The organism is Burkholderia sp. Bmkn7 (assembly GCF_041103175.1).
GTDB classification, from domain to species: domain Bacteria; phylum Pseudomonadota; class Gammaproteobacteria; order Burkholderiales; family Burkholderiaceae; genus Burkholderia; species Burkholderia cepacia.
The window spans coordinates 62,609-86,027 of the sequence record NZ_JBGCUH010000002.1 but is presented as its reverse complement, the minus strand read 5'-3'; the positions used below and the strand labels follow the sequence as shown (position 1 = coordinate 86,027).

At 65.4% G+C, this 23,419-nt stretch carries 21 protein-coding genes; 12 read left to right on the top strand and 9 right to left on the bottom strand.

What is annotated here, in order from left to right:
• Window positions 1–189: 189 nt before the first annotated feature.
• Window positions 190–1,257: a purine nucleoside permease gene (locus AB3K92_RS06175; RefSeq protein ID WP_124544771.1), complete on the top strand. Its 1,068-nt coding sequence runs from the start codon at window positions 190–192 to the stop codon at window positions 1,255–1,257.
• Window positions 1,258–1,465: 208 nt separating this feature from the next.
• Here AB3K92_RS06175 and AB3K92_RS06170 read toward each other — a convergent pair whose 3' ends face one another.
• Window positions 1,466–1,759, bottom strand: a complete 294-nt coding sequence (locus tag AB3K92_RS06170; protein ID WP_042972716.1) for a DUF4148 domain-containing protein — start codon at window positions 1,757–1,759, stop codon at window positions 1,466–1,468.
• 444 nt (window positions 1,760–2,203) lie between these two features.
• Window positions 2,204–3,208 carry a putative multidrug efflux transcriptional regulator CeoR gene (gene ceoR, locus AB3K92_RS06165; RefSeq protein WP_021156406.1) on the bottom strand — a complete coding sequence of 335 codons (1,005 nt, stop codon included), beginning with the start codon at window positions 3,206–3,208 and terminating at the stop codon, window positions 2,204–2,206.
• Window positions 3,209–3,382: 174 nt separating this feature from the next.
• Between ceoR and AB3K92_RS06160 the strand changes: the two genes are divergently transcribed.
• Genes AB3K92_RS06160 through opcM form a run of 4 tightly spaced genes read left to right on the top strand, consistent with a single transcriptional unit; the run spans window position 3,383 to window position 10,286 of the window.
• The gene (locus AB3K92_RS06160; RefSeq protein WP_021156405.1) at window positions 3,383–4,243 is read left to right on the top strand and encodes an alpha/beta hydrolase; all 861 of its coding nucleotides are present in this window, start codon (window positions 3,383–3,385) and stop codon (window positions 4,241–4,243) included.
• A gap of 33 nt (window positions 4,244–4,276) precedes the next feature.
• Window positions 4,277–5,494, top strand: a complete 1,218-nt coding sequence (gene ceoA / locus AB3K92_RS06155; protein WP_027790469.1) for a multidrug efflux RND transporter periplasmic adaptor subunit CeoA — start codon at window positions 4,277–4,279, stop codon at window positions 5,492–5,494.
• 45 nt (window positions 5,495–5,539) lie between these two features.
• Entirely contained in the window at window positions 5,540–8,740 is a 3,201-nt protein-coding gene (gene ceoB / locus AB3K92_RS06150) for a multidrug efflux RND transporter permease subunit CeoB (RefSeq protein WP_369464669.1), read from the top strand.
• A gap of 10 nt (window positions 8,741–8,750) precedes the next feature.
• Window positions 8,751–10,286, top strand: coding sequence for a multidrug efflux transporter outer membrane subunit OpcM (gene opcM / locus AB3K92_RS06145; RefSeq protein ID WP_021156402.1), 1,536 nt, complete (start codon window positions 8,751–8,753; stop codon window positions 10,284–10,286).
• A 122-nt stretch (window positions 10,287–10,408) separates the two neighbouring features.
• Here the strand turns inward: opcM and AB3K92_RS06140 are convergent, their stop codons facing one another.
• A complete protein-coding gene (locus AB3K92_RS06140) occupies window positions 10,409–11,005 on the bottom strand; it encodes a TetR/AcrR family transcriptional regulator (RefSeq protein WP_124923856.1) in 597 nt (198 codons plus the stop codon).
• 127 nt (window positions 11,006–11,132) lie between these two features.
• On the opposite strand from AB3K92_RS06140, the gene AB3K92_RS06135 reads away from it, so the two are divergent.
• The 5 genes from AB3K92_RS06135 to AB3K92_RS06115 all read left to right on the top strand — a co-directional run bounded on the left by AB3K92_RS06135 (window position 11,133) and on the right by AB3K92_RS06115 (window position 16,977).
• Window positions 11,133–11,570 carry a hypothetical protein gene (locus AB3K92_RS06135; protein ID WP_059487421.1) on the top strand — a complete coding sequence of 146 codons (438 nt, stop codon included), beginning with the start codon at window positions 11,133–11,135 and terminating at the stop codon, window positions 11,568–11,570.
• A gap of 429 nt (window positions 11,571–11,999) precedes the next feature.
• Window positions 12,000–12,425, top strand: coding sequence for a hypothetical protein (locus tag AB3K92_RS06130; RefSeq protein ID WP_369464668.1), 426 nt, complete (start codon window positions 12,000–12,002; stop codon window positions 12,423–12,425).
• A gap of 46 nt (window positions 12,426–12,471) precedes the next feature.
• A complete protein-coding gene (locus tag AB3K92_RS06125; protein WP_124923854.1) occupies window positions 12,472–14,106 on the top strand; it encodes an LVIVD repeat-containing protein in 1,635 nt (544 codons plus the stop codon).
• The gene (locus AB3K92_RS06120) at window positions 14,106–15,440 is read left to right on the top strand and encodes a DUF6765 family protein (protein ID WP_059487415.1); all 1,335 of its coding nucleotides are present in this window, start codon (window positions 14,106–14,108) and stop codon (window positions 15,438–15,440) included. Before AB3K92_RS06125 ends, AB3K92_RS06120 begins: the two co-directional genes overlap by 1 nt.
• A gap of 16 nt (window positions 15,441–15,456) precedes the next feature.
• Window positions 15,457–16,977, top strand: coding sequence for a hypothetical protein (locus tag AB3K92_RS06115; protein WP_059487413.1), 1,521 nt, complete (start codon window positions 15,457–15,459; stop codon window positions 16,975–16,977).
• On the opposite strand, the gene AB3K92_RS06110 is transcribed toward AB3K92_RS06115, so the two are convergent.
• On the bottom strand, window positions 16,940–17,857 hold the full coding sequence (locus AB3K92_RS06110) for an AraC family transcriptional regulator (RefSeq protein WP_220497764.1): 918 nt from the start codon (window positions 17,855–17,857) through the stop codon (window positions 16,940–16,942). The genes AB3K92_RS06115 and AB3K92_RS06110 overlap by 38 nt on opposite strands.
• Window positions 17,858–18,056: 199 nt before the next feature.
• Complete coding sequence (locus tag AB3K92_RS06105) at window positions 18,057–18,947, bottom strand: LysR family transcriptional regulator (RefSeq protein WP_124923853.1); 891 nt, start codon at window positions 18,945–18,947, stop codon at window positions 18,057–18,059.
• 98 nt (window positions 18,948–19,045) lie between these two features.
• Here AB3K92_RS06105 and AB3K92_RS06100 point away from each other — a divergent pair, with 98 nt between their 5' ends.
• The gene (locus tag AB3K92_RS06100; protein ID WP_059621457.1) at window positions 19,046–19,489 is read left to right on the top strand and encodes a PACE efflux transporter; all 444 of its coding nucleotides are present in this window, start codon (window positions 19,046–19,048) and stop codon (window positions 19,487–19,489) included.
• A gap of 207 nt (window positions 19,490–19,696) precedes the next feature.
• Here the strand turns inward: AB3K92_RS06100 and AB3K92_RS06095 are convergent, their stop codons facing one another.
• From AB3K92_RS06095 to AB3K92_RS06080, 4 genes are all read right to left on the bottom strand, one after another.
• A complete protein-coding gene (locus tag AB3K92_RS06095; protein WP_369464666.1) occupies window positions 19,697–20,548 on the bottom strand; it encodes an alpha/beta fold hydrolase in 852 nt (283 codons plus the stop codon).
• 279 nt (window positions 20,549–20,827) lie between these two features.
• Window positions 20,828–21,031 carry a hypothetical protein gene (locus AB3K92_RS06090; RefSeq protein ID WP_369465802.1) on the bottom strand — a complete coding sequence of 68 codons (204 nt, stop codon included), beginning with the start codon at window positions 21,029–21,031 and terminating at the stop codon, window positions 20,828–20,830.
• Window positions 21,032–21,131: 100 nt separating this feature from the next.
• Window positions 21,132–21,473 (bottom strand): DUF6616 family protein, encoded by a 342-nt coding sequence (locus tag AB3K92_RS06085; protein ID WP_060233812.1) that lies wholly within the window; start codon window positions 21,471–21,473, stop codon window positions 21,132–21,134.
• 13 nt (window positions 21,474–21,486) lie between these two features.
• On the bottom strand, window positions 21,487–22,011 hold the full coding sequence (locus AB3K92_RS06080) for a MarR family winged helix-turn-helix transcriptional regulator (protein WP_060127895.1): 525 nt from the start codon (window positions 22,009–22,011) through the stop codon (window positions 21,487–21,489).
• A 383-nt stretch (window positions 22,012–22,394) separates the two neighbouring features.
• Here AB3K92_RS06080 and AB3K92_RS06075 point away from each other — a divergent pair, with 383 nt between their 5' ends.
• Window positions 22,395–23,411, top strand: coding sequence for a GNAT family N-acetyltransferase (locus tag AB3K92_RS06075; protein ID WP_369464665.1), 1,017 nt, complete (start codon window positions 22,395–22,397; stop codon window positions 23,409–23,411).
• The last annotated feature ends 8 nt before the right edge of the window (window positions 23,412–23,419 follow it).

Genomic DNA, 23,419 nt, shown 5'->3' with positions numbered 1-23,419 from the left:
ATGGTTGTCATGCACGGCGACGGTGCGAAACCGACGACGCACATCACATTGCGCAACACGCGCACGGTCGCACGAAACACGGGGAGTCGTTTCGTAGTCGGGTTCCGCAACGTGCACGCCCGTTCTATACTCCGTCGCGCAGTCTACGAGAGCCGTTCTCACCCAACATCATCGAAACAAGGAACGCCGATGCTGACTCGCTCCATTCTTTCCGCCGCTGCATTCTCGCTCGCAGCCTGTGCAACCGCGCCGTCGATCGCGCAGGACAACCAGGGCAACAATGCATTCGCCGAGACCGGTGCACAGGGCCGCCCGGTCAAGGTCATGATCATCACGATGTTCGGGCCGGAGGGCCAGGCCTGGCTCGACCGGCTCGGCCCGTGGCGCGACATCGCCGTGCCGGGCCTGTCGCCGGACTACCCGAACGTCCACTGCAACAAGCAGGACGTGTGCGTGGTCACGACCGGCATGGGTTATGCGAACGCGTCGGCGACGATCATGGCGCTCACGTTCTCGCAGCGCTTCGATCTGCGCCGCACGTATTTCCTGATCTCCGGCATCGCGGGCGTCGACCCCGCGCAAGGCACGGTCGGCTCGGCTGCGTGGTCGAAGTACCTCGTCGATTTCAGCCTGCAGTGGGAGCTCGATGCACGCGAGATTCCGGCCGGCTGGAATACCGGCTTTCTCGGCATCAACACGAAGAGCCCGAACGACAAGCCGCCGCTCGACTACCGTACCGAGGTGTTCCAGCTCAACCCGCAGCTCACCGACGCCGCGGTCGCGCTGTCGCGCAACGTCGTGCTCGCCGACAGCGCGCAGGCGCAGGCCGCGCGCGCGAAGTTCACGTATGCGCCGGCGAACCGGCCGCCGACGGTGATCCAGTGCGATACGTCATCAGGCAACACGTGGTTCTCGGGCACGCTGATCGGCGAGCGGGCGCGCCAGTGGACGAAGATCCTGACCGACGGCAAGGGCACGTACTGCATGACCGCACAGGAAGACAACGCGACGTATGAAGCGCTCAAGCGTGCGGCGAGCGTGAAGCGGGTCGACCTGTCGCGCGTCGCGGTGCTGCGTACCGGCTCCGATTTCGACCGGCCGTATGCGGGGCAGACGAGTGCGGACAACCTGCTGAACTACGCGGACCAGGGCGGCTTCGCCCCCGCGACCGAAAACCTGTATCGCGCGGGCAACCCGCTCGTGCAGGACATCGTGACGCACTGGGGCGAGTGGCGCGACGGGGTGCCGCGCCGTTGAGCGTCAGGCGACGGCTCGGTCGGTGGTCAATGCGAGTGCGGGGCCGAACGGAAAGGCGTCCACACCGGCGTGGTGTCGTCCCAATGGTCGAGCGGCGAAGGAAGTTGGTCGTTCATCATGTGCTCCTGCAACTAACTGACTCAGCGAATCGTCGATAGGTGTGTCGCGACGCCGCGCACGGGGCACCCCGCTGCGCGGCGTTGCGCGTTTACCGGCCTCCGCCGGCGAGCTGGTTGCTTTCCGGCAACGAGCGGTACGGGCCTTGCGCGAGTTCGAGCCCTTGCGGGTACGAATTCGCCTTGCGCAGGTACGCGAGCGTGCCGTCCTTGCGGGCCTGCTCGACTTCCGCGCTCACTTCGGCGCGCGTGCGCGGGCCGTTGTGCTGCGAGTACCACGACGTGTTGCCGTAGTCGCCGGCGTGCGGCGTGCCCGAATCGGCGAAGGCCGGAGCGGACACGGCGAGCGTGAGGGCCAGGGCGGAGAGAAGATGGCGGCGGTTCATGGCTAACTCCTGTCTTTCGGAGTTGGCGCCTGAGCGCTGACTCCGGTCCCATCAAGCGGGATCTGTTCGGTGCGCAACGAGGTGCGCGACAGGGTTTACTCTAGGTATCTGTTCCGTCGCGATAAATGCGGCAGATGCGAATTGAATTGTCGTGTCAGTGGAACAATCGACATCCGTACACCTGACAGGGTTATGCGGAAATCGGTGGAACCCGCTTGCAGCGGGCCTCGCACGGGGGCGACGGCTGCGCGCAACGACGCAGGCGCACGATTGCGTCGCCTTGCACAAAGGTTTGCTGCGGATTCGGGAAGGATCTGGCGCGCCGTACGGGGACGTGGCGCGGAGGCGGGACGCCGCGCGGGCCTTGCAGCCCGCGCGTGCGGTTCAGCGGCGCAGTTCGGTCACGTGGTTCTGACGATCCGGTCAGCCGGGCAGTTCAGCCACTTACGCGACCCACTCGTTGATGACCGGCGTGTCGAGCACCGGCGCGCGTTCGGCTTCCTCGAACGTGCGCTTGCTGCACGTCGCGTCGAGGCTGCCCTTGCCGCTCAGCAGCGGGCAACGGTCGAACACCTCGGCGATCCAGTCGACGAAGACGCGCACTTTCGGCGACAGATGGCGGCTGTGCGGATACACGACGGAGATCGGCATCGGCAGCGGCTTGACGCCGGGCAGCACTTCCTTGAGCCGGCCTTCGCGCAGATGCGGCAGCACCATGAAGAGCGGCGGCTGGATCAGCCCGAAGCCTTCGATCCCGCAAGTCACGTACGCATCGGCATCGTTCACCGACACGATGCCCTCCATCTTCATCTCGACTTCCTGGCCGTCGGTCAGGAACGTCCAGTCGATCGTGCGGCCGGTGCGGCTCGAGAAGTAGTTGACGGCCTTGTGCTGGCTCAGGTCGTCGATCGTCTTCGGCTCGCCGTGACGCTCGAGATAGTCGGGCGACGCGACCGTCACGCATTCGAACAGGCCGACCCGGCGCGCGACGAGCGACGAGTCCTGCAATGCACCAACGCGGATCACGCAATCGACCCCTTCCTGCAGCAGGTCGACCGGCCGGTCGGACAGGCCGAGCTGCAGGTCGATGTCCGGGTAGCGCGTATGAAATTCGCACAGCGACGGAATCACGAGCAGCCGCCCGATCGAGCCCGGCATGTCGATACGCAACTTTCCGTGCGGCTTCCGGTTGTTCGCCTGGAAGCTCGCCTCGGTTTCCTCGACGTCCGCGAGGATCCGCACGCATCGTTCGTAGTACGCGGCGCCGTCCGGCGTGAGCGACAGCCGGCGCGTGGTCCGGTGCATCAGCCGCACACCGAGGAATGCTTCGAGATTCTGGATGATCGTCGTGACGGACGCCCGCGGCAGGCTGAGCGTTTCTGCTGCCTTGGTGAAGCTGCTTGTATCGACGACGCGAGTAAACACCTGCATGGCCTGAAGCCGGTCCATCACAACCTCCGCAATCTAATTTGCCACCGGAACAAAGAGGCTGCGCTACCTCGTGGGTAAACGCAGCCTCGGATTGTTCGGGGGCGTTGAATTGTGTTGCCGGATTATAGGCATTTATCCCAATGTCTGCCGGACCCAGAATTCGTTCCATCTCGAAATGGATGCTGCATCGTCATGGACGCTTCTGAATTCAGCAAATTCCTGAAGGCCGCGTTGCCCGCCCAAGCCACGGCGGGCGCGGCGCTGACGGTCGCCGAAGTGGAAATTCCCGGCTACGCGCAGGACATCGTGCTGCGCCTGTACCGGCGCCCGGACAAGACCGGGTTGCCGGTAGTGCTTTATTTCCACGGCGGCGGTTTCGTGCGCGGTTCGCTCGAAGACGCCGATTTCGCCGCGCGCTTTTTAGCAGAACGCTTACCAGCTCTCGTAGTGTCGGTCGACTATTCGCTCGCGCCGGCCTTTCCCTTTCCGGCCGCGCCGGAGGATGCGTATCGCGCCGCCGTGTGGGCCGCGACGCGCGCCCGCGCGTTCGGCGGCAACCCGAAGAAGATCGGTGTCGCGGGTCACGACGCGGGCGGCCAGCTCGCGAACTGCCTCGCGTTCATCGCGCGCGATCGCGGCGAAGTGTCGATCGCCGCGCAGGCGCTGTTCGGGCCGATGCTCGACCCGAGCATGACGCGCATCGGCGACGCCGAGCGCCTCGCGTCCGACATCACCGCGCGCGAATGCGCGGCCTGTTATCGCGCGTATCTGCCGCAGGCCGCGCAACGCATGCACCCGTATGCGGCACCGCTCGAATCGGTGCGCCTCGCGGGGCTGCCGCCGACGCTCGTCGTCACCGCGCAGAACGACGTGCTGCACGTCGAGGCGGAGAAATATGCGGGCTGCCTGATCTCGTCGGGCGTGCTCACGCAGGTGATCCGCTATCCGGACATCACGCACGCCGCGCTCGCGACGCATGAAGCCGCCTTCGAGGAAGCCGTGCGCTTCTTCCAGTGCCGCTTCCAGGCGCGCCAGCCCAACCGTTCCGAATAACCAGAACCAATCCACGCTTACCTGGAGATCCACATGGCCATCCTACGCACCTCCCGTTCCCGAATCGCGACAGCGGCGATCGTGACGCTTGCCGTCGTCGGCCTCGGAACGTTCGGCGCGATGCGCGTGAACGCGAACGCGCCCGAGAAAGCGGCTGCACCGCTGCCCGAAGTCGACGTTGCGACCGTCGTACCGCAGACCGTCACCGACTGGCAGAGTTATTCGGGCCGTCTCGAAGCGGTCGAGAAAGTCGACGTGCGCCCGCAGGTGTCGGGCACGATCGTCGCGGTGAACTTCAAGGACGGCGCGCTCGTGAAGAAGGGCGACGTGCTGTTCGTGATCGACCCGCGCCCGTACCAGGCCGAAACCGATCGCGCGGCCGCGCAGCTCGCGGCCGCGCAAGCGCGCAACGGTTACGCGCAGACCGACTGGCAGCGCGCACAGCGGCTGATCGGCGACAACGCGATCGCGAAGCGCGATTACGACGAGAAGCAGAACGCGGCGCGCGAAGCGGCCGCGAACCTGAAGGCCGCCGAAGCCGCGCTCGAAACGGCGCGCATCAATCTCGGCTATACGCGGATCACCGCGCCGGTGTCGGGCCGCGTGTCGCGTGCGGAAATCACGCTCGGCAACGTCGTGTCGGCCGGTGCGTCGGCCGCGCCGCTCACCACGCTGGTGTCGGTGTCGCCGATCTACGCATCGTTCGACGCAGACGAACAGACCTACCTGCAATACATCAACGGCGCGCGCAACGGCCGCAAGGTGCCGGTCGAGCTCGGCCTCGCGAACGAAACCGGCTACTCGCGCAGCGGCGAGATCGACTCGGTCGACAACCGGCTCGACACGTCGTCGGGCACGATCCGCGTGCGAGCGCGCTTCGACAATGCGGACGGTGCGCTCGTCCCGGGCTTGTACGCACGCGTGAAGGTGGGCGGCAGCGCGCCGCACGAGGCGCTGCTCGTCGACGACGCGGCGATCAACACCGACCAGGACAAGAAGTTCGTGTTCGTCGTCGACCAGCAGGGCCGCGTGTCGTACCGGGAAGTGCAGCAGGGGCTGCAGCACGGCAACCGGCGCGTGATCGTGAGCGGCCTCGCGGCAGGCGATCGCGTGGTCGTGAACGGCACGCAGCGCGTGCGCCCCGGCGAACAGGTGAAGCCGCACATGGTCCCGATGACGGGCGGTGACGCGCCGTCCGCGCCGCTGGCGGACAACGCGAAGCCGGCCGCCCCGGCGAAGGCGGATTCGTAAGCGGCCCGCCGCTTCGCATCCGCGTTCAACCAGACAGAGCCACACATGAACATTTCAAAATTCTTTATCGACCGGCCGATCTTCGCAGGAGTCCTATCGGTGATCATCCTGCTCGGCGGGGTGATCGCGATGTTCCTGCTGCCGATCTCGGAATATCCGGAAGTCGTGCCGCCTTCCGTGATCGTGAAGGCGCAGTATCCGGGCGCGAACCCGAAAGTGATCGCCGAGACGGTCGCGTCGCCGCTTGAAGAACAGATCAACGGCGTCGAGGACATGCTCTACATGCAGTCGCAGGCGAACAGCGACGGCAACATGACGATCACCGTCACGTTCAAGCTCGGCACCGATCCGGACAAGGCCACGCAGCTCGTGCAGAACCGCGTGAACCAGGCGCTGCCGCGCCTGCCGGAAGACGTGCAGCGGCTAGGCATCACGACGGTGAAGAGCTCGCCGACGCTGACGATGGTGGTCCACCTGATCTCGCCGGACAACCGCTACGACATGACCTACCTGCGCAACTACGCGCTGATCAACGTGAAGGATCGCCTGTCGCGGATCCAGGGCGTCGGCCAGGTGCAGCTGTGGGGTTCGGGCGACTACGCGATGCGCGTATGGCTCGATCCGCAGAAGGTCGCGCAGCGCGGGCTGTCGGCCGAGGACGTCGTGCAGGCGATCCGCGAGCAGAACGTACAGGTCGCGGCCGGCGTGATCGGTGCGTCGCCGTCGCTGCCCGGCACGCCGCTGCAGCTGTCGGTGAACGCGCGCGGCCGTCTGCAGACGGAAGACGAGTTCGGCGACATCGTCGTGAAGACGACGCCGGACGGCGGCGTCACGCACCTGCGCGACATCGCGCGGATCGAGCTCGACGCATCCGAATACGGGCTGCGTTCGCTGCTCGACAACAAGCCGGCCGTCGCGATGGCGATCAACCAGTCGCCGGGCGCGAACTCGCTGCAGATCTCGGACGAAGTGCGCAAGACGATGGCCGAGCTGAAGCAGGACATGCCGGCGGGCGTCGACTACAAGATCGTCTATGACCCGACGCAGTTCGTGCGTTCGTCGATCAAGGCCGTCGTGCATACGCTGCTCGAAGCAATCGCGCTGGTCGTGATCGTCGTGATCGTGTTCCTGCAGACCTGGCGCGCGTCGCTGATTCCGCTGATCGCGGTGCCGGTGTCGATCATCGGCACGTTCTCGCTGCTGCTCGCATTCGGGTATTCGATCAATGCGCTGTCATTGTTCGGGATGGTGCTCGCGATCGGGATCGTGGTCGACGATGCGATCGTGGTGGTCGAGAACGTCGAGCGCAACATCGAAAGCGGGATGAACGCGCGGCAGGCGACCTACAAGGCGATGCAGGAAGTGAGCGGGCCGATCATCGCGATCGCGCTGACGCTCGTCGCCGTGTTCGTGCCGCTCGCGTTCATGTCGGGCCTGACCGGTCAGTTCTACAAGCAGTTCGCGATGACCATCGCGATCTCGACGGTGATCTCGGCGTTCAACTCGCTGACGCTGTCGCCGGCGCTGTCCGCGATCCTGCTGAAGGGGCATGGCGACAAGGAAGACTGGCTCACGCGCGTGATGAACCGCGTGCTCGGCGGCTTCTTCCGCGGCTTCAACAAGGTGTTCCATCGCGGCGCGGAGAACTACGGCCGCGGCGTGCGCGGCGTGCTGTCGCGCAAGACGCTGATGCTCGGCGTGTATCTCGTGCTGGTGGGCGCGACCGTGCTGGTGTCGAAGGTCGTGCCGGGCGGCTTCGTGCCCGCGCAGGACAAGGAATACCTGATCGCGTTCGCACAGCTGCCGAACGGGGCGTCGCTCGACCGCACCGAGAAGGTGATCCGCGACATGGGCTCGATCGCGCTGAAGCAGCCGGGCGTCGAGAGCGCGGTCGCGTTCCCGGGGCTGTCGGTGAACGGCTTCACGAACAGCTCGAGCGCGGGCATCGTGTTCGTCACGCTGAAGCCGTTCTCGGAACGGCATGGCAAGGCGCTGTCGGCGGGCGCGATCGCGGGTGCGCTGAACCAGCAGTACAGCGCGATGAAGGACTCGTTCGTCGCGGTGTTCCCGCCGCCGCCGGTGCTCGGCCTCGGCACGCTCGGCGGGTTCAAGATGCAGATCGAGGATCGCGGCGCGGTCGGCTATGCGCGGCTTGCGGATGCGACCAACGACTTCATCAAGCGCGCGCAGCAGGCGCCGGAACTCGGCCCGTTGTTCACGAGCTACCAGATCAACGTGCCGCAGCTCAACGTCGATCTCGACCGCGTGAAGGCGAAGCAGCTCGGCGTGCCGGTGACCGACGTGTTCAACACGATGCAGGTGTATCTCGGCTCGCTGTACGTGAACGACTTCAACCGCTTCGGGCGCGTGTACCAGGTGCGCGTGCAGGCCGATGCGCCGTTCCGCCAGCGTGCGGACGACATCCTGCAGTTGAAGACGCGCAACGACAAGGGCGAGATGGTGCCGCTGTCGTCGCTGGTCACGGTGACGCCGACGTTCGGCCCCGAAATGGTCGTGCGCTACAACGGCTACACGGCGGCCGACATCAACGGCGGCCCGGCACCGGGCTTCTCGTCGGGTCAGGCGCAGGCGGCGATCGAGCGCATCGCGCATGAAACGCTGCCGCGCGGCGTGCGGTTCGAATGGACCGACCTCACGTACCAGCAGATCCTTGCCGGCGATTCGGCGATGTATGTGTTCCCGATCAGCGTGCTGCTCGTGTTCCTCGTGCTCGCCGCGCTGTATGAAAGCCTGACGCTGCCGCTCGCGGTGATCCTGATCGTGCCGATGAGCATTCTGTCTGCGCTGACGGGCGTGTGGCTCACGCAGGGCGACAACAACATCTTCACGCAGATCGGCTTGATGGTGCTGGTGGGGCTGTCGGCGAAGAACGCGATCCTGATCGTCGAATTCGCACGCGAGCTCGAACACGACGGCAGGACACCGCTCGAGGCCGCGATCGAGGCGAGCCGGCTGCGGCTGCGCCCGATTCTGATGACGTCGATCGCGTTCATCATGGGCGTCGTGCCGCTCGTCACGTCGACGGGGGCCGGTTCGGAAATGCGCCATGCGATGGGTGTCGCGGTGTTCTTCGGGATGCTCGGCGTGACGCTGTTCGGGCTGATGCTGACGCCGGTGTTCTACGTCGTGTTGCGTACGCTGGCAGGCGGCAAGATCCACGTCGCCGGCAAGGACTCGGCCGGCTACGGCGTGCCGGCCCAGAGCGTACCGGCTTCGGATGCTTGAGGATAAAAAGATGGACAACATGCACAACACGAACGGCCTGATGCGCTTCGCGAAGGTGGCGGCCGCGAGCACCCTGCTCGCGACGCTGCTCGCCGCGTGCGCGGTGGGCCCCGACTACAAGCGCCCGGACGCGGCGGTGCCCGCCGCGTTCAAGGAAGCGCCGACGCTCGCCGCCGGCGAGCAGGCCGGCACATGGAAGACGGCCGAGCCGGCGGACGGCGAACATCGCGGCGAATGGTGGAAGGTGTTCGGCGATCCGGTGCTCGACTCGCTCGAGACCCAGGCGCTCGCCGCGAACCAGAACCTGAAGGCCGCGGCCGCGCGGGTCGAGGAAGCACGCGCGGCGACGCGTTCGGCGCGCTCGCAATGGTTCCCGCAGGTCGGCGCCGGGTTCGGGCCGACGCGCGAAGGGCTGTCGTCGGCGTCGCAGTTCCAGCCGCAGGGCACGGGCCCGACCAACGCGACGCTGTGGCGCGCGCAGGGTACGGTGTCCTACGAAGCCGACCTGTTCGGCCGTGTCGGCCGCAACGTCGAGGCGTCGCGTGCCGACCAGGCGCAGAGCGAAGCGCTGTTCCGTTCGGTGCAGCTCGCGCTGCAGGCGGACGTCGCGCAGAACTATTTCGAACTGCGCCAGCTCGACTCCGACCAGGACCTGTACCGTCGCACGGTGGAGTTGCGCGAGCAGGCACTGAAGCTCGTGCAGCGCCGCTTCAACGAAGGCGACATCAGCGAGCTCGACGTGTCGCGCGCGAAGAACGAGCTGGCCAGCGCGCAGGCCGATGCGGTCGGCGTCGCGCGCCGGCGCGCGGCATCCGAGCATGCGCTCGCGATCCTGCTCGGCAAGGCGCCCGCGGACTTCGCATTCAAGGAAACGCCGATCGTGCCGGTCGCGGTGAAGGTGCCGCCGGGCCTGCCGTCCGCGCTGCTCGAACGCCGTCCGGACGTGTCGGCGGCCGAGCGCGCGATGGCGGCGGCGAACGCGCGGATCGGCCTCGCGAAGTCGGCGTATTTCCCGAAGCTCGACATCACGGGGGCGTTCGGCTATGAGGCGTCGACGCTCGGCAACCTGTTCCTGTGGTCGAGCCGCACGTTCCTGCTCGGGCCGTTCGCGGGCACCGCGCTGACGCTGCCGCTGTTCGACGGCGGACGCCGTGCGGCCGGCGTGCAGCAGGCGCGCGCGCAGTACGACGAGCAGGTCGCGAACTACCGGCAGCAGGTGCTCGTCGCGTTCCGCGAGGTCGAGGACAATCTCGCCGACCTGCGCCTGCTCGACGACCAGATCCGCGCGCAGGATGCGGCCGTCAATGCGTCGCGGCGCGCGGCGACGTTGTCGCGCACGCAGTATCAGGAAGGGGAAGTCGCCTATCTCGACGTCATCGACAGCGAGCGCTCGGTGCTGCAGTCGCAACTGCAGGCGAACCAGCTCACCGGTGCGCAGGCCGTGTCGACCGTCAACCTGATCCGCGCGCTCGGCGGCGGATGGGGTGCCGCGCCGACGGCGGTCGGCGATGCGGCGTCCGTCAAGGCGGAAGTCGCCGCGCGATGATGCGGCGGCCCGTCAAGGGCGGTCAAGCCGGTGGCCGATAGGGCCGATATGGCTGATAGGGCTGATCGAAGAAGAACCCCGATCCGTGGCAATGCGGATCGGGGTTTTTTGTTGGCGGCGCGTTACGGCTGTTCGTCGGGCTTCACGTCCGTGCGCTCGGCGATCACCACCGCATAGCGGCCGACCGCATCGGCGATGCGTTGTGCCAGGTCGGGATCGCGCACCGCGCGCGCAAGCGTGACGCCGCCCGACAGCAAGGCGAGAAATGCGATCGCGCGGTCGTCGTCGGGCGTGTCGCCGAGCCCGGAGGACACCTCGTCGACGATCTGCCGCAACGCTTGTTCATATGCGTCGCGCGTGTCGTCGTCGGCGCGCATCACCTCGGGTGACAGGCTCGGCAGCGCACAGCTCTCGCCGAGCGCGCAGGTGCGCCGGGGCCCGAGATAGAACGACACGAACGAGCGGCGCCAGCGCGCGCCATGCTCGGCCTTGAACGTCGCGACGCCTTGCCGGAGCTGATCGAGGCCATCAAGGACGACCTGGCGGAACGCTTCGCCCTTCGTCTTGAAATGCCCGTAGAACGCGCCGTTGGTGACGCCGGCCGCCTTCGTCAGCGGACCGATGCCAGAACCACCATAGCCCTCCTGGCGGAACAGGCGGCTCGCGGCTTCGAGAATGCGCGTGCGGGTTTCGTGCTTGTGCTCGACGGAATAACGCATGACAGGCTCGCTTCAGAGCAATCGCTCTTTATCCCTTGAATAGAGAGCGATCGGTGTCTAATGTATAGAGAGTGACTGATCTTTATATCACGTCACGATTCCGATGACCTGACCAGGAGAACGTGCGATGCCGATTACGTTGACAGTTTCCGAAGGGGTTTTCACGCCGGACGACGAGGGGCCGGTGTTTGCCGAGTTGACCGATGCGCTGCTGGATGTCGAAGGATTGACCGGGAACGGGTTTCTGGCGCCGAACGTGGTCGGCACGCTCAACGTGCTGCCGCGGCACCGGACCTTCGTGCATGGCCGCGCGGAGCCTGCCGCCTTCGTCGAGCTGAAGCTGCCGGCGGTGGCGCTCGCGGCGCCCGACAAGCAGCGGCAATTCGTCGAACGGGCGACCGAGATCGTGCTGCATCGAGCGGGCGGGCGGCTGACGCCCGCGCAAGTGTGGGTGAACGTCGTGCATGCCGTCGATGGCGGATGGGGCATTGCCGGGCGGCGGTACGACAACGCGTCGCTCGTCGATTCGATCCAGAGTGCGGCTGCTGCTGCGGCTTCGCATTGACTGCAATTAACTGCAACTAACGGTCGATCCCTCAAGCGTTGACCGACGGTGCGGCGGCGATCGCCGCCGCACCGGTTACTTGTCGTTGCCTGCAGCCGCCGCTGGCCGCGTGAGTCTTGGTTAGACTACCGCGTGACGGCATCCTGGGCACCGCCGACAGGCAGTCCGTCGCCGGCATCGATGCGACCCCCGTGCGACACGTCGCGGCAGGCTCCCGTCTGCTTTCTCGCCACCCGCCGAAACGACCTCGGTGCGGCCCTTCATCCGTCGCGGCTACCCGGATTACTCGGGTTACTCGGTACGCAATTTCTCGACAGTCCGCAATAAGCCGATATCTCGCCGCCGCACCGGTCACTACCATCCATCGCTATCGATTCCGCCCGATTGGCGGGCGGCTTGACGGAGCCACATCGTGTGGCGTGAACGCTGATGGAACGAAGCACGAGCAACGAGCCAGGGCGCCTGCTGCGGCGAAGCCGGGCGCCGGCATGGATCGCGATTGCCGCGACGCTGATGCTGGCTTACGGCGTTGCGAGGCATGTGTCGCGGGCAGCGCCGGCGCCGCCGGAGCAGCAGCATTTCTCCGTCGACGTGGATAGCGCCAGGGCGCCGTGGGAGCGGCCCGTGATCTCGATGCGCGAAGGCGTGCCAGTGCACATCGACGTGCGTGCCAAGGAAGCCGGCGTACTGATGGCGCATGAAATACCGGGCGCGTTCGCGGCATGCGCGTCCGGGAGCGCGCAGTCGCTGGACATCCTGCCGATCGGCATCACCGGGCGTTTCTCGCTGCATTTCCACAGCCGCACAGGCGACACGATCGAGGTCGCCGTGATCGAAATCTATCCGGGGCCGTGACCGTAACGCAATCTCATCACGACAAACAAGACGGAAGGAGACAACGATGCAATTTCCGATTCGCGCAGCGATCGCGCTGTCGCTCGCCAGTTCCGTGCTGGCCGGCTGCGGCGGAGAAGCCGACGACACGCCGGCCGCCACCACCAGCGTATCCGTGGCCGACTATGTCGTGCCGCGCGTGCCGAGCTGCAGTCAGGGCGACACGCCCGAGACCGCGTTGCAAGGACAGGTGCCGGCCGCGCTTCGGCAGGCCGGGTTTGGCGGCTTCAACTGCAACTTGAAGCGCGTCAGCCAGATTCAGGGCGAAGGCGCGTCGTGGTCGGCCGCCACCTACACGGACAAGAAAGGCCAGACCTGCTTCTATCACGCGACGATGGGCGCCAACGCGCTTTTCAACAATCCCGACGCACCGCCGCGCGTGAATCCCGGCGTACCGGTGATCGATATCACCAACCCGGCGCAGCCGGTGCGCGTGAGTTCGCTGACGTCGACGTCGATGATCGATCCGTGGGAGTCGCTGCGCGTGAACGTCGCGCGCGGGATTCTGGCCGCCGACAACGGGCTCGGCGGTGGCGGCGGCCCCGAGATCGACCTGTACGACATTGCTTCGGATTGCACACGGCCGCAACTGCTGGCCAGCGTGCCCGTCGGCACCGGCGCGGACGGCGGTATCGTGCCGGTCACCAAGCCGCTGGGCCACGAAGGGGGATTCTCGCCGGACGGGTTGACGTACTACGTCGGCGGCGCCTTCGCGAAAGCCTATTACGCGATCGACCTGACCGTGCCGACCCGGCCGAAGATGATCTCCGCGATCAGCGTGGCGGATCTGGGCATGGGTAACATTTCGCACGGCCTGTCGGTGAGCCAGGACGGAACCCGCGCGTACTTCGTCGCGTCGGGCAACGGCGGCACGGCCATCGGCATGGGCGCGCCGCCGCTGAACGACATGAACGCGACCGGCGACAACGGTTTCTTCGTCGTCGATACCAGCGAAGTGCAGAGCCGGCGTCCCAATGCGCAGATGCATCGGATCGCGACGGTGCCGGTGCGGGACGGCAGCATTGCACAACACACGATCTCGTTCGCCGTGGCGGGGAAACCGTATCTGATCGAAGTCGACGAAGGCGGAGCCGGCGGCCTGCAGGACCCGGGCGCGACGGCCGTCAAGGCGGCGTGCAATGCCGGCGTCGCGCCGTTCCCGATGGGGCATATCTACGACATGTCGAGTGAAGCCGCGCCGCGGCTGGTGTCGGAGCTGCGGCTCGAAACGCATGCGATCGCGAACTGCAGCAAGGTCATTCCCGATATCGCGGGCCTGTCCACGTTCACATACGGCGCGCACTACTGCAGCGTCGACAACCGGCAAAACGCGACCGCGCTGGCGTGCGGCTACTTTAACTCCGGCATTCGCGTGTTCGATATTCGCGACCCGTCGAAGCCGAAGGAGATCGCCTACTACAACCCGGCTTCCGCTAAGTCGCCGGGTGCGGGCTCGGCGCATCTCATGTTCGGCCAGTACCGTGCAGGCGGGCCGGACTGGTGCGCATCGCGCCTCGATTTCGACTTCGACCGGCATTTGCTGACCACTGCTTGCCAGGACAACGGCATGCTTGTCCTGTCGTTCGAGAACGGCAGCTGGCCGTTCCCCGAAAGCACGAAGGCGACGGAGATCGGCAATTGATGCGCGTGAGCCGTTGCTTGCTGGTCTGCGCGGCGGCGCTCGCGATGCCGCTGACCTGCGCGGGTTTCGAGGCCGACGTGCACTTCGGCCTCACGCTGTGGCTCGCGCGGCAGGCCGGCTTCGCGCCGCGCGACGCCGAGGCGGTTGCGCTCGCTGACCAGCGCATCGATGCGGGGTCGATCGAGTACATGACCTCGCCGCTGCAGTACGCGTGCCTGTCGCGCTTTATTCCGGATGCAGACGATGCCCAGGTGCGTCACTATCCGGGTACGCGCAAGGTGCCGGCCGACGCGCGGGACAGAACCGTCGTGCCGGGCGGGCCGGTCGCGCTCGCGTCGGTCGACGCGGCGCTCGGCAGGGCCGGCGGCGGCAGGGCTGCGTTCATGCTCGGCGAATTCGGTCGTGCGCTGCATGCGTGGCAGGATTCGTGGGCGCATCGCGGCACGCCATCGGTTCCGGACAGGCGTCGTGACGGGATCGCGTGCGATGCCGGACTGGCAATGGCGGCGCCGCTCGATCAAGGTGCTCCGTCGAGCCATGCGGCGGAGCTGACCTGGCGTCGGCCCGCCGATGTGGACGAGATGGCGAAGGCGACCTACCTGCAGATGATCAGGTATCCGAAGCCCGATGGAGCGGGCCGGCAGGCGGCTCCTTGGGATCAAGTGCGGCAACGGCTTGCCGGTTTTGCCGATGCGCGAACGAAACGGGCCAAGTCGGACTGGTTCGTCGCGAACGGCATCGCGGATACGTCGTTTCTCGACGGCATCAGCCTGCCTGACGGGCCAGGGTGGAAAGCTGTCCGATGGCATGGGCGGCGCGCCCTGCCAACGCCGCTGCCGCCGGCGATGCAGGCCGGCGCCGACCCCAACCTCGTCGATTTCTACACGCGCTTCTTCCGCGACTGGGTCACGACGTCTCCGGTCGACAGGCGCTGGCTGCCCGCGCTTTCAGCCGGGCGCGGGCACAAGCCCGACGATGCGCTGGTCGACGCGCTCGTCGGGTGGCGGCTGAGGGATCACGGCGCGTATCTGGCCGCTGAAGGATCGACGCATTCGACTGCACGTTCGTCCGCACCGGCACGCAACCGCGCATCGTTCGAAGTGTTCAGTTCATTGAACGACGCCGTGCTGCCGCTGATCGTGGAGGGAGACAAGCCGTCCCCCGTCCTGCCTTTCCTGGTGTTTCCGCTGCCGCGTTCGGGCGATGGAAGTCCGCGCGCCGTTGCGCTCATCAAGTTGCTCGACTCGCCGTACGACACCGTGGGTGTCGTGTCGGAGAAGCGCGATGGGGAAGGCTGGAAGGTGACGGGATGGGTCTCGTCTGCTGACTACTGAGCGGGAAGACGCTGACATGCCTGAGCATATGGCACATGAATCGGTGCACGCGCGGGGCGGCCTCGTCGCCCGCACGCTGCGCCCAAGGGGATGGCTGGCCGGTTGGCCTGCATGGCTCCTCGCGTGCATGCCGGGCGCGGCGAGCGCCCACGCATGGAATATTCCGTACTACCTGCCGGTGCCTCTGTGGCTGTATGCCTATGCCGCGACGGGCACGCTGATGGTGTCCTTCATGATCCTGGCGTTTGCGCCGGGCGCGCGCGTTCCCGGTCCGGAAACGCGATCGGGAGCACGAACGAAGGCGCTGCGAATTCCGGCTTCGATCTTGAACGCCGGGCAAATCTCGAGTGCGGCGTTCGTCGTGCTCCTGATCGTCGCCGGCATCGCGGGAACCGCGAACCCGTTCCTGAACCTGGCGATGTCGGGCTTCTGGATCTGGTTCTATCTGGGTTCGCTCTATGTCAGCGCGATACTGGGCGACGTCCACGCCTTTACCAATCCGCTTGCGCTGCTGCTGCGAATCGCTGCGCGTTGCTTCCCCGTCCTGGAGCGCGGGCGCTATCGCTATCCGCCACGTCTGGCATCCTGGCCCGCGCTGGGCGGCTACATCGCGCTCATCGCGCTGGAACTGTTCGGGGCGGGGCGGACGCGAGACGTCAGCCTGTTCATCATCGCGTATGTCGCGTATGCACTGATCGGCGCCTGTTGCTTCGGGCGCGAGCGATGGCTCGCGCACGGCGATACGTTCGGCTTGTTGTGCCGGTTATGCGCGAAGCTGTCGCCGCTGAAATGGAGCAGGGGCGCGAGCGGTCACGTGATCGTCGAACCGGGGAACCCGATCGCGGACATGTCGCGCGATGCACCGGCGGACACAAGCATCGTCGCCTTTCTGTCGTTCATGCTGTCGTCGACGGCCTACGACGGCTTGCGCGATACGGCAACATGGAACACGTTCTTCTGGCGCAGCATCTATCCGCACATCGTTGGCCTGTTTCCGTCGTTCGGGAAAAACTATGCGTTTTCGGCGGAGATTCTGCTGACGTGGCAATGGCTCGCGTTCGCGGTCATCGGCGTGGCGTACTATCTGCTGTTCCGTGGCTGCTGCACACTGGGCGCGCTCAGCATGCGGTCAACGTCGGGCGGGGCGTCTTTCTCGCGGCAGTTCTGCCTGATCCTGCTGCCGATCGCGTTCTTCTATAACGTCTGCCATTACTTCACGCTGTTCTGGGATCAGGGCCGGCAGATCGTCCGGCTCGTGTCCGATCCGCTCGGGCTCGGCTGGACCCTGCTGCCGTTAGCGGCGGCGGAGGATCAGGTGTCGGCGGCGCAGGCGCTCATCAATGTCGGATACATCTGGCATGCGCAGGTGCTGCTGATTCTCGCCGGGCACATCCTGAGTGTGATGCTCACGCACGCGATCGTCATCCGGAGCGGGCGGGTGGCCGGCAAGGCGATCGTCGGCCAGTTGCCGCTGCTCGTGCTGACGATCGCATTGACGATCAGCGGCCTGTGGATTTTGTCGCTTCCTCTGGCGTGACGATCGCGGCACGCGGCTTGAGTTCCGACGGCGACACACCCCACCGCTTGCGGAACGTCGCCGAAAAGTGACTGGCCGACGAGAAGCCGCAGTCGAGCGCGGCTTCCGTGATGTCGCATTGTCCGCGCTCGATCAGGCGGCGCGCGGCCTGCAGGCGGCTCTCGATGATGTACTGGTGCGGCGTCAGCCCGTTGGCTTTCCTGAAGCTCCGGATGAACGAATAGAGATCGCCCGGATAGCCGACGGCATCGGCCACCAGCATCAGCGTCAGTGGGCCCTGGAAATTGTCCCGGATGTACTCGGAGGCCTGGCGCATCATGCCGGCATGCGCATATTGCTTCGCCTGCGGCCGCGCCTCCAGGTGCAGCATGCGGTGCAACGCGGCGGACCCGAGCGCTTCCGCATAGGTCGGGCCCTGCGGCATTCCCGCGACGGCGTCTTCATGGAGGCTGCGGACGATCTGTGTGAGCAGGTCGTCGATCACGTCCATCCGGAGCGCTGCCGACGCGAACCAGACGTCGGTCTGCAGGCCCGTTCGCGACAGCCATGACGGGTCGAAGTGCACGGAGATCCACTCGATTTCGTCGGACCATCGGCCGGAAAACGAAAAACCAGGCGGCACATAGGCTAGCGGCCCACGGATGCGGGTCGGCGCCCACCGGCCGCCGTTCGTTCGCATTTCGAGCGTCGCGGGCGCCTGCAGGTACATGCCGAGGATCGGGCCGGTTGTTTCCAGGTCGACGATTTCCGTGGCGCCGGCGATGTAGTGCTCGATCGAGACGGCGGCCAACGACGGTGCGACGGGCTGCCGTCTCCACTTCTGCGGCGGATGCCAGCTGACGTGGCTTCCATTCGGCGCAATCGCGCAGACGTCCTTCATGGCTGGCCGGCTGACCACGCGTTCTCCTTTCGTCTGATCTGGCGAGCGGTTGCTGACAAGCGAGCCGATACCGCGACGGCATCGCGAAAACGAACAAACTGTAGGCCGCGATACTTACTCGATTCTTACCTGGCGCCGTGCGCGCGCGCCGGCCGCGATCGACCGGCGGCACGCGATGTCGCGGCCTTGGCCGCAGCGCTCAGGTGTTGTCGGCGGCAGCCCGCAGTGCCCGCACCAGCTCGCTCGCCGCCTTGCCGAGCCCCGTGTGTTTCGGCCGGCGCAGGTACACGGGCAGCGGCAGCCCGTTGCGGATGTTCGCGAACACGAGCGGCGCGAGCTCGCCGTCGGCCACATACCGGTCGATGATCGATTCCGGCAGGTTCGCCCAGCCATGCCCGGCCTTCACCAGCGCGATCGCGGTGGCCATGTCGGTCACCTTCCACGTGCGGTTGCCGATCAGCGGCCGCACGTCGGTGAGCGGCCGTTCGGGATCGGCGATCACGATCTGGCGGAAGCCCGACAGCCGCTCGATCGCCCCGGGTTGCGCGCATTCGGCGATCGCCGGATGGCTCGGCGCGGCGACCGCGACGAGCGTCTCGGTCCACAGCGCGTGGATCTGTTCCTGCGGATGAAGATCGAGCCCGCCGTACGCGACACAGAGATCGATGGCGCCGCGATGCAGCGCGTCGACGGTCACGTCCTGCGGCGCCGTGACGATGCTGATCGCGAGCGCCGGATATTTCGCGGCCACGGCCGTCAGTGCACGGGCGACCGGCGCGCCGTCGATTTCGGCCGCGAGCCCGAGCCGCAACGTATCTTCGACGCCTTCCGACAAATGCTGCGCATGCGCGCGCAGCGCGTGCAGCCGCTCGGCGATCGAGCGCGCATCGGGCAGCAGCGCGGCCATCGCGGCGGTCGGCGTCGGTTCGCGCGTGCCGCGGTCGAACAGCACGAGGTCGAGTTCGGCCTCGAGGTTCGCGATCGCCATGCTGATCGCCGACGGTGTGCGGCCGAGCGCGCGCGCGGCCGCCGAGAACGAGCCCTGGTCGACGACGGTCAGCAGCATGTCGATGTGGTCGCTGGTCAGCATGCGCCGCCTCCTGTCAGAAAAATTGAAAGGACCTGACTTTGGCGAGCGGGGGCCCGCTGATAGTCTCGCCACCTTGTTCGAGATGAAGGTGGATGGTCATGCAAGGGTGGAAGAGACGCATAGTCTACGTCGTGATGTTCGAGGTGCTCGGCATCCTGGTCGCATCGTCGGTGCTGGGCATGCTGAGCGGCGCCAGCGTGGCGGCGAGCGGCCTGCTGGGGGTGATGATCTCGACGACGGGCGTCACCGTCAATTTCCTGTACAACCTCGCGTTCGAGGCATGGGAGCGCCGCAGCGCGGCGACGACGCGCACGGTCGGCCGCCGCGTGCTGCATGCGATCGGCTTCCAGGTCGCGCTCGTGACGTTCCTGATCCCGTTGATCGCGTGGTGGCTCGACGTGTCGCTGCTGCAGGCGTTCCTGTACGACGCGGTGCTGATCGTGTTCTTCCCGATCTTCACGTTCGCGTACAACTGGGCGTTCGACAGCGTGTTCGGACTGCCGGATGCGGTCACGCGCAAGGCGGAGCCGGTCGTCTGGTGAACGGTGGCGCGGCGGCGCGTGCGCATGCAGCGGACATCGGCATGGGCAAGCGTCGGGTGACGTACTGGCGCTTCGATGGCAGTACGTATCACCCGGGCGACTCGTGGATTGAAACGGGCGCCGGCAGCGATGCCGACGGCAACGGTCCGGCTATCGCGCTGGGCGGACGTCGGTCGGGGTGACCTGCCGATAGCCGCCCGAGAGAACTTACGCGGCGACGAACTCGTGCACGTAACGATTGAACACGGCGGGGCTCGCGGCGTTCATCCCGTGCGATGCGCCGGCGACGGTCTGCCGTTGCGCATTGCCGATCCACTGCGTCAGCGTATCGACGTTGTGGCGGAACATCTTCGGGCTGCGCTGGCCGTCGATCAGCAGCGTGCGGCACGCGATGTCGCCGGCCGTGTGCTGCGAGTACGCGGGCAGCGGGTCGCGCAACTGCTTCGGCAGCGTGCTTGCGTTGTCGATCGCCATCGTGCGGAAACGCGACGTGCTTTTCTTCCACGCGCCGGGCAGGCTCACGGAATCGACGAACATCTCGAGGCCCGCTTCGACGTCGCCTTGCCCGATCAGGCTCACGGCCTTCGTGCGCAGTGCGATCGCGGCGGCCGGCAGCGCGGCTTCGTGCACGCCCGGCTGTTGCAGCGGGCCGCCCGGATCGGCGAGCGTCAGCGATTCGACGAGTTGCGGATGCTGGCGCGCGACGTTGAACGCGACGCTGCCGCCGCGCGAGTGGCCGACCAGATGCACGGGGCCGAGATCGAGCGCGTCGATGAACTCGGCGAGCTCGTCGACGTGGTTCTGCCAGCTGAACTCGTCCTGGATGCCCGCTTCGACGGCCGGCCAGTAATGGCTGAGGCTCGGCGCGATGCAGCGGTAGTGGGCCGACAGCGCAGCGAGCTGCGGATCCCAGTAGCGGTAGTCGCACAGCGAGCCGTGCACGAACACCATCGGCGCACCGCTGCCCCGCTCGACATACGGCAGGCTGATGCCTGACGAAAGCGTCGCAAATTGCAGGTCGGGGTTCGCGAGCACGGACGGCTCGATTCGCATGTTCATGACTGAAAGACTCAAAGGTGCGTCAACACGACGCAACTATGCATCACGGCGACCTGCAAGGAAAACGCATAATTTTCATCGTCGCGATCAATTTTTTTGATGGCTCGGCTGGAAACCCTTGTCGGAAGGGGATGGGTGTCGATGCTTTCAATCGTCTAACGATTGACAGTGAAGCCGGACAGGCCCGGAAAGGCGTGTGCGACGGCCTGCGCACCTGTGCATCGCAACCGGGGAAACGGGAAAACGGGAAGGACGCGCGCCGCGAACGCGGCCCGCGTTTCAGCGCACCGCCAGCGCGGGCGCGGTCTGAAGCTCGACGGGGAGGTCGTTGTCGGTCGCGAACTGCATCGCGAAGTCGAAGGCGTCCGTGCCGACGGTGCGCAGGGCGGTGGCAGTCAGTAGTGCAACGGTGGTGAAGTGAGGGGCTTCATGGCGCGGAGCCTGATCTGGGGACAGGCGTACAGTCGACCGTACATCATCCATTCGAGCCTTCGAGCAACCGGTATGGCGATTGGCCACATTATTGATCGAGACGACAGGCGCGCATGGCGTGGCCTACATGGCAGGCACGAAGCCCGAGATTCTAGCGATAGCTCGCCAACGTATTCAGATGCTCGCCTAGTTCGCCTTCCTGAGTTGCGGCATTGACGTGATGGAAGTAGCGATACCAGCCGCTATCGTGGATGCCCTGGAGTAAAGCGTCCCGAGCGGTCGCGTCAGGGAAGCGCCAGATGCCGACGAAACGGTGATGCGTAGAGCGTGGGACGTCGGAGGCGACTTCGCTCAACGTCAACATCTCGATACCTAGCGTACCGAGTTCGGCCATACCTTTGGCAATACCGTCAAGGAATACACGACGGTGATCGTCTGACAAAATCTCCCAGGCCGGCGACGGCGAATAAAGTTCCACCAGGTAATGCGACATGTTGAGCTCCTCATCAATCGCGTTGCCGACGCCCCGTTGGCTCGGTATCGGTTTGCGCGCCAGTGTTGCCCGAGACTTTCGCCAGCAACGTGGCAAGTTGCTCGCGCTCCTTTGATGTCAGGTTGGCAAACAAGCTGCCGATCCACCGGCTGTGCTGATCAAATATCTTCGTGGCGAGCTGCTTGCCTTTGCGCGTTAAACGAATCAGAAGCGCGCGGCGATCTTTTAGGTCAGCCGTGCGTTCGATCAATGCATCTTTCTCCAACCCGTCAAGTAAGCCGGTCACGGTCGCACGCGTGACCCCCGCCTGTTCGGCCAGCACGTTGGGCGCCAGCCCGTCACCTGCCGCATCGAGCAAGAAGAGGATTACGAAACGACCTTCTGAAAGGCCATGCGGCGCGAGCAGTGATGCGCAGTCGCGATCAATGGCCGTGGACAGAGAAAGCAACTGGAAGCACAAGCGAATTCCGTCAAGGTTCGGGACATTGCGGCGTGTCGCTTCATGCAACAGTGCCAGATATTTCTGTTCCATAAATATGATGGTAGCGCACCTTATTACAAGGTGCCTAACTTTATAGAGCGTGATGCAGGTGGTCAAGTTGTGAGGGGCTTGTGCGCGATGGTCCGAGGCCGTAGACACAGTCTCTGACGTTTGACGAATGTCTACGCTCATTTGGTATTCCCTGACGATACAAACCTCGTCTTGTGGAGTCCGCGCAGATCGTCAATAAACACGACGCTTGACAAGGTCGAGCACCGTTGAGAATATCGTTAGACGCCATACAATATGTCGACAAATCACATGGCCCGCAGAAGGCATGGAGACGCGATCCACCTTCGTTGCCTGTTTGCGTGTGTTGATGATCTGCGCCTATCGATGGGTGGATTGCTGGTGGAGTAGCTATTGGCCAGGAGGGCCAGGTGTTGCAATTGAATAATGAGCGGGGCGCGGCTCAGCCGGACGTCAACGCATACATACTGAGAGACCGTGTCACGTCGCGACATACCTTGGTGCGGCGCTTGATTCCAGCGGGTATGTACCGCAGGGAGATGGTGCGACGATGGGTGATTGGCGAAGCGGAGCTTGACGGCATCACGATTGGTCTTGCCGCGAATTTCCTGCAACGGGAGCAAGCGTTTCGCTTGGTGCACGACGCTTATGTGGCGCGAGGCATCACGGTTCCCACGCGATCCGGGATGAAGTTCTCGCCCCACCATGTTTTACCGGGTACGACAACCTTCATTGCCGAGCGGGCAGGGCGCGTGCTGGGGACCATTTCGCTCGTGGAAGACTCGCCCATTGGATTGCCTATGGAAACGGTCCATGCCGCCGAAGTGGCCGCATTGCGCCATGCAGGTCGGCGGTTCGCCGAGGTCAGCACACTGTCGGTCGCGCAAGATGTGCGCGGGCGAGGCGTCTCCCTGTTGCTCTACAACGCGTTGTTCCGTTGGGCCCGTCGGCATCGCTTGATCGAGGATCTGGTGATAGCGGTGCATCCGAAAATGCGGGAGTTCTACTGCCACGGACTGCTTTTCGAGTGCTTGGGTCCGACGCGGGAATACGGGACGTTGAATCGGGCACTGTCGACCCCTTTGCGCATCGATCTGACGACGGCGCCCATCCGTTATCGCGATACCTATGACCGTGGAGACATGGAGATCGAGATCGCCGAACGTCGTACCAATCTCTACCGCTTCTTTGTCGAGGATGTCCTGGATTGCGTGCACCTTCCGCGATTCGAGCAAATTCCGTTTGCGCTGTCTTCGCCGCCGCTATGGTCGGAGGGCGACGTTAAATCGTATCTGGCCGAATGCGGCGTCGATATGACTTCGCTGACTCGGCAAGCTCGGCGCTACCTCGCTGCCGTGTATCCGGGCATTGAGTCGTTTGCTTCGAGAGCGAGTGGTGCAGGTGATCTTCGCCTCTTGGCGAGTTAATAGCGGTA